This is a genomic window from Streptomyces sichuanensis (genome assembly GCF_020328095.1).
GTDB classification, from domain to species: Bacteria; Actinomycetota; Actinomycetes; order Streptomycetales; family Streptomycetaceae; genus Streptomyces; species Streptomyces cinnamoneus.
Window position 1 is genome coordinate 88,330 of the sequence record NZ_JAIXMK010000015.1, and the last position, 10,393, is coordinate 98,722.

At 71.1% G+C, this 10,393-nt stretch carries 11 protein-coding genes; 5 read left to right on the plus strand and 6 right to left on the minus strand.

The window, feature by feature from the left end; translation table 11 throughout:
- The first annotated feature begins 2 nt into the window (after positions 1 to 2).
- Positions 3 to 557 (plus strand): telomere-protecting terminal protein Tpg, encoded by a 555-nt coding sequence (gene tpg, locus LE181_RS07670; protein WP_225660423.1) that lies wholly within the window; start codon positions 3 to 5, stop codon positions 555 to 557.
- Positions 558 to 585: 28 nt separating this feature from the next.
- Here the strand turns inward: tpg and LE181_RS07675 are convergent, their stop codons facing one another.
- Positions 586 to 1,233, minus strand: a complete 648-nt coding sequence (locus LE181_RS07675) for a DUF5701 family protein (RefSeq protein ID WP_225660425.1) — start codon at positions 1,231 to 1,233, stop codon at positions 586 to 588.
- Positions 1,234 to 1,348: 115 nt separating this feature from the next.
- On the opposite strand from LE181_RS07675, the gene LE181_RS07680 reads away from it, so the two are divergent.
- Complete coding sequence (locus tag LE181_RS07680; RefSeq protein ID WP_225660426.1) at positions 1,349 to 1,987, plus strand: TetR/AcrR family transcriptional regulator; 639 nt, start codon at positions 1,349 to 1,351, stop codon at positions 1,985 to 1,987.
- A gap of 86 nt (positions 1,988 to 2,073) precedes the next feature.
- On the opposite strand, the gene LE181_RS07685 is transcribed toward LE181_RS07680, so the two are convergent.
- On the minus strand, positions 2,074 to 2,430 hold the full coding sequence (locus LE181_RS07685) for a zinc ribbon domain-containing protein YjdM (protein WP_225660427.1): 357 nt from the start codon (positions 2,428 to 2,430) through the stop codon (positions 2,074 to 2,076).
- Positions 2,431 to 2,539: 109 nt separating this feature from the next.
- Here LE181_RS07685 and LE181_RS07690 point away from each other — a divergent pair, with 109 nt between their 5' ends.
- Positions 2,540 to 2,872, plus strand: a complete 333-nt coding sequence (locus LE181_RS07690; protein WP_225660428.1) for a hypothetical protein — start codon at positions 2,540 to 2,542, stop codon at positions 2,870 to 2,872.
- Positions 2,873 to 2,931: 59 nt separating this feature from the next.
- Here the strand turns inward: LE181_RS07690 and LE181_RS07695 are convergent, their stop codons facing one another.
- Positions 2,932 to 3,261, minus strand: a complete 330-nt coding sequence (locus LE181_RS07695) for a hypothetical protein (protein WP_225660429.1) — start codon at positions 3,259 to 3,261, stop codon at positions 2,932 to 2,934.
- A 155-nt stretch (positions 3,262 to 3,416) separates the two neighbouring features.
- On the opposite strand from LE181_RS07695, the gene LE181_RS07700 reads away from it, so the two are divergent.
- Together LE181_RS07700 and LE181_RS07705 are read left to right on the plus strand one after the other, a co-directional pair.
- Positions 3,417 to 4,256, plus strand: coding sequence for a 3-hydroxybutyrate dehydrogenase (locus LE181_RS07700; RefSeq protein ID WP_225660430.1), 840 nt, complete (start codon positions 3,417 to 3,419; stop codon positions 4,254 to 4,256).
- A gap of 26 nt (positions 4,257 to 4,282) precedes the next feature.
- Positions 4,283 to 6,328 (plus strand): helix-turn-helix domain-containing protein, encoded by a 2,046-nt coding sequence (locus tag LE181_RS07705; RefSeq protein WP_225660431.1) that lies wholly within the window; start codon positions 4,283 to 4,285, stop codon positions 6,326 to 6,328.
- On the opposite strand, the gene LE181_RS07710 is transcribed toward LE181_RS07705, so the two are convergent.
- The 3 genes from LE181_RS07710 to LE181_RS07720 form a co-directional block, all read right to left on the minus strand.
- Positions 6,305 to 7,693 (minus strand): MFS transporter, encoded by a 1,389-nt coding sequence (locus LE181_RS07710; protein ID WP_225660432.1) that lies wholly within the window; start codon positions 7,691 to 7,693, stop codon positions 6,305 to 6,307. The two genes, LE181_RS07705 and LE181_RS07710, sit on opposite strands and share 24 nt — an antisense overlap.
- 483 nt (positions 7,694 to 8,176) lie before the next feature.
- On the minus strand, positions 8,177 to 9,598 hold the full coding sequence (locus LE181_RS07715) for an MFS transporter (RefSeq protein ID WP_225660434.1): 1,422 nt from the start codon (positions 9,596 to 9,598) through the stop codon (positions 8,177 to 8,179).
- A 47-nt stretch (positions 9,599 to 9,645) separates the two neighbouring features.
- A complete protein-coding gene (locus LE181_RS07720; protein ID WP_225660436.1) occupies positions 9,646 to 10,389 on the minus strand; it encodes a thioesterase II family protein in 744 nt (247 codons plus the stop codon).
- Between the last annotated feature and the right edge of the window lie 4 nt (positions 10,390 to 10,393).

Genomic DNA, 10,393 nt, shown 5'->3' on the forward strand with positions numbered 1-10,393 from the left:
CGTTGGGCGACATCGACGACGCCCTGGAGCGCGCGGACCGCGAGGCGTTCACCCGCGAGCCGCCCAAATCGGTCCAGGCCCGCGTGAACTTCCTGATGAGTAAGCTCAAGACCACCAAGGCCGTCGCCGAGGTGCTCGGGGTGACGCAACGCTCGGTGGAGCGCTACCGCAAGGGCGAACGGAAGCACCCGCCGAAGCCCATCGCCGACCGGATCGACGCGGAAGTCCGCAGCCGCTGGCAGCCGCAGGTGCGCAAGCGCCGCCGCCGGCAGGCCGCCACCAGCACCGGCATCACCGTGGAGACGCGGGCCCGGTTCGGCTACACCGCGCCGATCGGCACCACCGACGACCCCCGGATGCGGCGGCTGACCGTGCACCTGCCGCCGCAGTACGCCGACCGGCTCTTCCGGGCACAGCAGCAGGGCGTCGACGACCGTCAGCTGCGCGGGATCGTCGCCGAAGGACTCCAGGAGATCTACTTCAAGGACAACGGACGGCGCGCCGACGACCTCGAAGTGGAGATCAGCGACATCGACTACTTCGACGTGTCGTTCTGACGTCGCGCTCCGGCGGGGTGGGCGCCGGTCAGCGGCTGCGGCCCCCGGCGGAGGCCATGCCCAGCCAGGTGTGCGGGTTGCCTTCCCAGCACCAGCCCAGCTTGGGGGCACCCTTGCTGATCCACAGGGCGGGGACCCGGCGGTCGCCCAGGCGGGTGCCGCCGAGGGAGAAGCACTTGTTCTTGGCCAGCGTCCGGGGGTGCTGCGTGATGAGCGCTATGCCCTCCTCCATGGTGAGCGGCGTGCGGTCCCGCTCCGCGATGGCCGCCAGCGCGTCCAGGGGGACGGCGTTGCAGAACTCCTCGCCCCGGTCGACGTCGAAGGCGACGTACACCTCCCCCTCCGGGAGGGCCAGCTCCTTGAGTGAGACGAACCTTTCCAGCTCGCCCGGGGCGTAGAAACGCTCGATGACGCCGGGGCGGCTCTTTCCGGCGAGTGTGGTGAGGGGGATCGATTCCTCGATGGGGACGAGCGCCCGGGTGACGACCAGCAGGAACGGCACCCGGCCCTCGGTCGGCGGCTCCAGCGTGGCCGCCCGAGCGAGCACGGGCTCGCGCAGCGGCTCGACGAGGGCGCGGAACGCGGATTCCGTCATGCCGGCGAGGGCCGGATATCCCAGGTCGACCAGCGTCCGGACCTGGCGCTCGAACTCCGTGCGGGCGTCGGAATCAGTCATGCGAAGCCTTCCTGGGAGGGGCGGCGAGCAAGAGAAATCTTGCCACCGACGTAAAATTAACCCGAGGCTGCCTTGTGGGTCAAGGGTAAAGTTACGTCGCATGTAAGATTCCCTCATGGGTAGCGAACCGCTGGGGCTTCGAGAGTCCAAGAAGCAGGAAACCAGGCAGCTCATCTCCGACCACGCGACCAGGCTGTTCATCGAGAACGGCTTCGAGGCGACGACGATCGCCGACATCGCCGTGGCCGCCCGGGTGGCCAAGAAAACGGTCACCAACTACTTCGCGCGCAAGGAGGACCTGGCCTTCGACCGCCAGGAGGAGTTCGTCGGGGGCCTCGCCCGCATCGTCAGGGACCGGGCCGAGGGGGAGTCGGCGCTCGCAGCGCTGCGCCGTGCGTTCCTCGCCGGGGTGGAACGGCACGATCCGGTGATCGGCTTCTCCGGAGAGGTCTTCGCCCGCATGATCGCGGACAGCCCCACGCTGCTGGCCCGCCTGCGCGAGATGCAGGACCAGCGCGAGGACGCGCTCGCCGGGCTCCTGGCCGCCGAGACCGGCGCCGCCCCCGACGACATCACGCCCAGGGCGGCCGCGGCCCAGCTGGGCGGCGCCCACCGGGTGCTGTTCCAGCAGATCCTGGAGCTGACCCTTGAGGGCCACAGCAACGAGCGGATCGCCGATACGGTGACCGGCTCGGCAGACCGCGTCTTCGGACTGCTGGCGGGCCCGCTAGCCGGCTACGCCGTGAAGGGCTGACGGTCGTCACACATGCCGAGACCGCCCGAGGCGTCGTCGTCCTGGGCGGTCGGTAAGGGAGACTCCGTAGGCCGGAGTGGGGGTGGTCAAGCCTTGCGGACCACGCTGGACTTGAGCTGCATGGGACCGAAACCGTCGATCTTGCAGTCGATGTCGTGGCCGTCCACGCCCTCCACGAGGCGGATGTTCCGCACCTTCGTGCCGGCCTTGATGCCGCTCGCGCTGCCCTTGACCTTCAGGCCCTTGATCACCGTCACGGTGTCACCGTCGGCGAGCACATTGCCGACCGAATCCTTGACGACCCTGCTCCCGGCGGCATCGCCCTGGGGCTCGGGGGAGGCGGGCGACCACTCGTGCCCGCATTCGGGGCAGACCAGGAGCGCGCCCATCTCGTAGGTGTACGTGCCGGAGCACTCGGGGCACGGGGGAAGGGTCTCGTTCACCGGGAAAGTGTAGTTCAGCCACCGATGTCCTCGGCCCGCAAGATCACCCATCGTCTGCGGCGGGCCGATCGGGCGGCGCGCGAACCTGCGTCGACCCTACGATCGGCGCATGTCCAAGCATGCTGCGAACTCACCGTTGTCCCTCTGGTCACGGGACTCCGTACTGTCCATCGGATCCGTGGGCTCGGTGCTCTCGATCGGCTCGGTCGGATCGGTCCTGTCCGTCGGTTCGGTCGGCAGTGCCCTGTCGGTCGGCTCGATCGGTTCGGCTCTCTCCGCCGTGTCGGCCGGCTCTTGGCTGAGCACCGGTTCCGTCCTTTCCGCCCAGTCGCGGTGGTCGGTGCTGTCCTGGCGATCCAGCCGGGGCTTCCTGGCCGCCGGCGTGGTGGCGGCAGTGGCCTGCGCGGCCCTGGCAGGTGACCGCCGCCACCCGGCCCCCTGACCCGCCGGAAGCAGCAGCGGTATTCCACCGCCGTGGGAGGGCCCGTTAAAGGAACAAGGTCACGGGCACGGGACGAAGCCCTCCGAGACGTCCAGGGAGAAGGGCGGGCCCGGGCGATCCGGCGCCCACCCCCGGCTCAGCGCCATGCGGATGTGGCCCGCCACGTCGCCGGGCAACACCGGCGTGGCCGGCCGCCCGTACCAGTTGCCCGGGTGCGGAGCACCGGTCGTGACCACCAGCGTCGCCCCGCGACGACCGGCGCACTCGACGGCGTAGGTGCACGGGGACCAGCACAGCGCCTGGCTGTACGTCGGTCTGCGGCGCAGCCGCCACCGGTACGTCACCCCGTCCACGACGATGCGACGGGCCCCCTTCTTCCCCAACGCCACCGACCCGGCCTCCTCGTGTCCCCCGGAGGGTAGCGCGCTGCCCGACGGCCGCCGCCCGGAGCCCGGGCGGCATGTGCCGCGCACCCACCCGCGGCATCACGGATGCGTGCCCGCACCCCATCGAGCAACCGGTAGCGGCGTCCTAGGGTGCCGCCATGACCACCGCCCCCCTTCCGTCCCCCGGCACCCCTGGTCCTCCGCTCCCCGGTACGTCCCTTCGTCCGTCGCCCGGTACCTCCGAGCTCGCCGGGCGCACCGCCCTCGTCACCGGCGCGGCCGGCGGCATCGGTGCCGCCTGCGTCGTGCGGCTCGCCGCGGCCGGGGCGCGGGTCCGCGCCCTGGACAGGGACGCCGCCGGGCTCGCGGAGCTCGGCCGCACGGCGGAGGGGCTGAGCGGCAGCGTCGAGACCACGGTGCTCGACCTCGGCAACCTCGACGCGGCCGAACGCGCCGCCGCCGACACCGACATCCTCGTCAACAATGCCGGTGTCCAGCTCGTGCGCCCCATCGAGGACTTTCCGCCCGACGCCTTCCACCGGATCGTCACCGTCATGCTGGAGGCCCCCTTCCGGCTGCTGCGGGGCGCGCTGCCGCACATGTACCGGCAGGGCTGGGGCCGGATCGTCAACGTCTCCTCGGTTCACGGCCTCCGCGCCTCCCCCTACAAGTCCGCCTACGTCGCCGCCAAGCACGGACTCGAAGGACTGTCCAAAACGGCAGCCCTGGAGGGAGCGCCCCACGGGGTGACCTCCAACTGCGTGAGCCCCGGCTACGTCCGCACCCCCTTGGTCGAACAGCAGCTCGCCGACCAGGCGGCCGCCCACTCCCTGCCCGCCGAGCGCGTCCTGACGGAGGTCATGCTCGCCGGTCAGGCGCTCAAGCGGCTCGTCGAACCGGAGGAGGTCGCCGAGGCCGTCGCCTACCTCTGCGGGCCCTACGCTTCCGCCATCACCGGCACCACCCTCACCCTGGACGGTGGATGGACCGCCCGTTGAGGAACCACGCCTGTCAGCCTGTCCCCATGCCCGACGACCACAGAGAGAACGCTCGGCCCGGCAGCCCTGCGTCCGACAGCGCCCTGTCCGCCTACCTCGAACTGCTCGCGACCGGCGCACCGGCGGACGCGTACGAGCGGCCCCTCCTGCAGGTACGCGCCGACGGGGCACCGCCGGACCGGGTCGCCGCCGTCGAACGCGCCAGGCTCCTCGCGCTGCGCGTCCGTGCGGAACTGGAGGACCGGAAGAGACGCGAGGCCGAGCTGTCGGCCCTCTTCGCCACGGCACAGGACCTCGCGGGTCTGCGGGACATCGACGCGGTGCTGCAGGCCATCGTGCGGCGCGCCCGTTCCCTGCTGGGCACCGATGCCGCGTACCTCACCCTCAACGACGAGGCGGCCGGGGACACGTACATGCGGGTCACCGACGGTTCGGTGTCGGCCCGTTTCCAGGAACTGCGGCTGGGCATGGGGGAGGGGCTCGGCGGGCTCGTGGCCCAGACGGCTCGTCCGTACGTCACCGACCACTACATGGAAGACCCGCGCTTCCAGCACACCCCGCACATCGATTCAGGGGTGCGCGACGAGGGGCTCGTCGCCATCCTCGGCGTGCCGCTCCGGCTGGGCAGCGCCGTGATCGGGGTGCTCTTCGCCGCCGACCGGCGTTCGCGCGTCTTCGACCGGCAGCAGATCGCCCTGCTCGCCTCCTTCGCCGCCCATGCCGCGGTGGCCATCGAGACGGCCAACCTCCTCGCGGAGACCCGTTCCGCGGTGGCCGAGCTCGAAGCCGCCAATGCGATCGTGCGCGACCACAGCGCCGCCGTCGAACGCGCCGCCGACATCCACGACCGGCTCACCGAACTCGTCCTGCGCGGCGGCGGCGTCCATGACGTCGCCGCGGCGGTCGCCGAAGTGCTCGGCGGGCACGTCGAGTTCCTGGACGCCGGCGCGTACACGGACGTGGACCCGGCCGAGTCTGCGGACGTGGACCCCACCGAGTCTGCGGACGTGGACTCGACCGAGTCTGCGGACCCGGCCGAGTCTCTGGACCCCGGCCACGACCCCGCGTCCGCCGTCGAGCGTTCCCGCGCCGAAGGCCGCGCCGTACGTCACCGCGACGGCTGGATCGCCGCCGTCTCCGCGGGGGACGAGCTCCTGGGCGCCCTGCGCCTGCACGACCGTTGCGACCTCGGCCCCGTCGACCGGCGTGCCCTGGAGCGCGCCGCGATGGTCACGTCACTGCTGCAACTGGCGCGCCGCTCGGCGGGCGAGGCCGAACAGCGCGTACGCGGCGAGCTCCTGGACGACCTGCTCGACGCCCCCGACCGCGCCCCCCGCCTGCTGCGCACACGCGCCGCCCGCCTGCGCGCGGATCTGGACACGCCCCACCTCGTGCTCGCCGCCCGCATCGCGGACGAGGCGACCGACGCCCCGTCCGACCGGCAGCGCCTGTGGTCCGCCGCCGCGCACCTGGCCGCCACCGGTCACGGCCTGGCCGCCGCCCGCGACGGGGGCGCGGTGCTGCTCGTGCCCCACGGCCCGTACGACAGCGCCACGGCGACGGCGAGGAACACCGCACGCCGCCTGGGGGAGGCGGTCCACGCGCGCGTCACCGTCGGCGCCTCGGCGCCCGTGGCCGCACCGGCCGCCCACCCCGGCGACGTGGCCACCGCCTACGCGGAAGCCCGGCGCTGCCTGGACGTCCTGCACGCGCTCGGCCGGGGCGGCGAGGGCGCGGCAGCGGAGGACTTCGGCTTCCTGGGCCTGCTGCTGACCGGAACGGACGGCGGCGCCCACGTCCGGGAGTTCATCACCCGGACGATAGGGCCGGTCGTCGACTACGACACCCGGCGCGGCACCGCGCTCGTGAACACCCTCGACGCCTACTTCACCTGCGGCATGAGCCCGGTGCGCACCAAGGACGCGCTGCACGTGCACGTCAACACCGTCGCGCAGCGGCTGGACCGGGTCGGGCACCTCCTCGGCGCCGACTGGCAGTCTCCGGCCCGCACCCTGGAGATCCAGCTCGCCCTGCGCCTGCACGGACTCTCACCGGCTCTCGGCCGCCACTGACCGCTCGGACCGTGCCCCAGGCCCAGGGCACTCCGCTCGCTCGTCATCCGCCAGGTCACGGTGCCGGGTCTCCCGGGCACAACCGACCGCGACGAGCGTGAGCGCCGCGGCGGCGCTCACGTACAGGGCGACGGGCGTGCCGCTGTCGTGCTCGGCGAGGAGCGCCGTGGCGATGAGCGGGGCGGGCGCGCCGGCGGCCACGGACGAGAACTGGGCCCCGATCGACGCGCCCGAATACCGCACCCGGGTCGCGAACATCTCGGAGAAGAAGGCGGCCTGGGGCGCATACATCGCGCCGTGACAGACCAGCCCCACCGTCACGGCGAGGACCAGGGCCCCGGGCGTCCCCCTGTCGACGAGCGCGAAGAAAGGAAACGCCCACGCCCCGACGCCCGCCGCCCCCAGCAGATAGACGGGCCGTCGCCCGATCCGGTCCGACAGGGCGCCCCAGGCGGGGATGACCGCGAAGTGCACGGCCGAGCCGATCAGCACGGCGTTGAGCGCCGTCTGCTTGGACAACTGCGTCTGTTCGGTGGCGTAGACGAGGACGAAGGCGGTGATGACGTAGTAGCTGATGTTCTCCGCCATGCGTGCGCCCATGGCCACGAGGACGTCACGCCACTGATCGCGCATGACCGCCACGAGCGGCATCCGCTCGGCGGCCCCGCCCTCCCGGGCGTGCGACTCCGCCCGGGCCAGCGCGGCCTTGAACACGGGCGACTCGTCGACCGAGAGCCGAATCCACAGCCCCACCATCACCAGCAGGCCCGACAGCAGGAACGGCACCCGCCAGCCCCACGAGACGAACGCCTCGTCCGACAGCGAAGCCGTCAGGACGGACAGCACCCCCGTCGCCAGCAACTGCCCGGCCGGCGCCCCCGTCTGCGGCCACGCCGCCCAGAACCCCCGCCGCCGGGCATCACCGTGCTCCGACACGAGCAACACCGCACCACCCCACTCACCCCCGAGCGCGAACCCCTGCACGAGCCGCAGCACGGTGAGCAACACGGCCGCGAGCGACCCGACGACGGCATGAGTGGGCAACACCCCAATGGCACAGGTGGCCCCACCCATCATCAACAGGCTCACCACCAGCAGCTTCTTACGCCCCAGCCGGTCACCGTAATGCCCGAACACCAAAGCACCGACCGGCCGTGCGGCGAACCCGACGGCGTAGGTGAGGAAGGACAGCAGGGTGCCGACGAGCGGGTCGGATTCGGGGAAGAACAACCTGTTGAAGACCAGAGCGGCGGCGGATCCGTAGAGGAAGAAGTCGTACCACTCGATAGTGGTCCCGATGAGGCTCGCGACGACGATTCTGGGGAGCGAGTTGGGAGTTGGGGTGGGTGGGGGAGGGGTGGCCATGGTCATCACTTCCGGGTGGGCTAGGGGCGTGTCAGTGCGTCGCCACACGGTAGGAAGTGGCAGGTCAGGGGCCTATGTGGCGGGATGCCACACTTCGGGGGTGGAGTGTGAGGGCAGCACCCATGAGGGGGTGCTGAGGGCCCGGCGTGTCGCTCAACTCAATTTAGGAATTCGGTGCGAAGTAATGTCGCGATTGGGATGATCTGGCACCCGGGTGCTGACTCCCGTGCTGACTTGGTGCTGACTAAAATCCCACGTCAGCACCCCTGGTCACCTCTCCCGTGCTGACTTGGTGCTGACTACGGAGCGTTGAACTAGGGCATTCAGTGCGCATCGCCTGGGTCTGCAACGGCATTGTGCCTAGATCCGTTCTGGCGACCGATCCGCCCTGCAGGTGGCCGTCGGCCCTACGACGGGCTCCCGGAGCCTGCTGCGGGGTCAATCCGTCACGACATTGAGTCCCCTCTCCCCGCTTGAGTCGACTCAGAGTCCCTCATGCGACGTCGTGGCGTCCGGGATCACGCTGCGCCATGGAATGACCGCGAGGGCGGCCGTCAGGGTGACGGTCCCTGCGGTCAGGGCGGTCGCTGTGAGGCCGTCGACGAACGCCTGTCGTGCGGCAGGGAGTGGTGGAAGTACGGCGGTCGGCGTGGCCGCCGAGACCATGGGGCCCAGGCGGTCGGTGACGACGGTGCTGAGCACGGAGCCCTGGACGGCGACGCCGAGGGAGGCTCCGACCTGGCGGGTGGCGTCGTTCACTGCAGATCCCAGTCCGGCGTGGGACGGCGGGATCGCCCCCATGACGGATTCCGTGCCGGCGGCCGCGACCAGGCCGGCGCCCAGGCCGGCGATGACTTCGAAGAGCAGTAGGTGTCCGTAGCCGGAGTCGGCCCGGGTGCCGGTCAGGACGGCGAACGCGACGGTGACGAGGAGGAGTCCGGCCGCGATCGGCATTCGTTCACCGTGACGGGCCAGCAGTCTTGGCGCTGCGAGTGAGCCCGTGGCGAGGGCCGCCGCCAATGGCAGCGTGCGCACGCCGGCCTGCCAGGGGGTGAAGCCCAGGACTCCTTGGAGGTAGAGAGTGATGACGAAAAGTGCTCCGTACATCGCGAAGGACAGCAGCGTCAGAGATGTGGCGCCGCGCGCCACGCCGGGCAGACGCAGCAGGGGGAGGGGCAGCATCGCGTGGTCGGCGCGGCGCTTCTGATGCGCGATGAACGCGGACAGCATGGCGGTGGCCAGGGCGAATCCGGTCAGCACGGGTGTGCTTGTCCACCCCCGCACGGGGCTTTCGATCACTGCCCAGACGAGTGTGAGCAGTCCGCACGCCGACATCATCGCCACCGGGAGGTCGGCCCGCTCACCGCTGCGGCTTGCGGGACGGTGGGATCCGCTGTTAGGTACGACGAGCATGGTGAGGAGCAGGGCCACCGCCACGATCGGGACATTCACCCAGAATCCGGCACGCCAGGAGAAGCCCTCGACGAGGGCGCCACCGAGGACGGGTCCTGTCATACCGCCCAAGCCGAGGGTGGCGGCCCACAGGGCGATCGCCCGGCGGCGTGGGGCGGGGTCGGTGAAGAGGTTGGTGATGATCGACAGGGTGGCCGGCATGAGCAGGGCAGCCCCGGCACCCATGCCGCAGCGCGCGGCGATGAGCCAGTCCGGATTCCCGGCCAGGGCTCCGAGCGCGGATGTGGTGCCGCAGATGGTCAGGCCGATCATGAAGGCGCGGCGCCGGCCGATCCGGTCGGTGAGGGCTCCGGCGGTCAGGACGATGCCGCCAAGGACCAAGGCGTAGCCGTCGACGATCCACTGGACCTGGGCCATGGACGGTTTCAGGTCGCGGTCCAGGTCGGGTACAGCGACGTTGAGGACGGTCAGGTCCATGCCGAGCAGGAACACGCCGAGGCAGATGACAACTGAGGCTACCCAGCCCTCACGGTCACGGATCAACGGATTGCCTTGTGCAGGTCCTTGGTGAGCTGCTGTACCAGGACGGTGGCCTGGCACAGCGGGTAGGTATGGCGCCCGGCGAAGAGGTGGGGCGTCGTGGGGGTGGTGAACAGGTCGTTCCAACTCTCCAGACATTCCGGCGGAACCAAGGGGTCCGCGTCGCCTCCGTACAGGGCCAGGGATGCCTGCAGGGGTGGTTCGTCGTGGTGGCGGTGGTGCAGGGCGAGAACCAGATCGGCGAGGTGCGGCGTGCACAGGCGGGCCACGGTCACCGGGTCTTCGAGGAGTTCGGCGGGCAGCGGCCCTACCAAGTCGGTAAACGCGTCGAGGCCCGACGTCAGCAGGGTGGCCAGGAGTCGGTCGAAGTCCCGCTGGTGGGGTGCGGGAAAGGCGGAGAGGGCGACGAGTGCGGGCTCGTGCCGAGCGGTGCGGCGCAGGCGTCGCGCGGTCTCGTAGGCGAGCAGCGCGCCGAAGCTGTGTCCGAACAGGGCTGAGGGCCGTGCGTCGGAGGCGTCGTCGGTGAGGGAGGTGAGTGCGGCGGCGAGTGCACTCGGGTCGGTCAGCGATGGCTCGTCGCGGCGGCTGCCTCGGCCGGGCAGGACAAAGGTGTACAGCTCGACGGTGGCCGGTAGCAGGTCAGCCCAGGGCTGGTAGAACTCCGGGCCGGAACCACCAGGCGGCAGGCAGTACAGGCGTACGGCTGCCGCCGGACGGTGGGTGAGACGGACAAGTGTGGGCACGGAA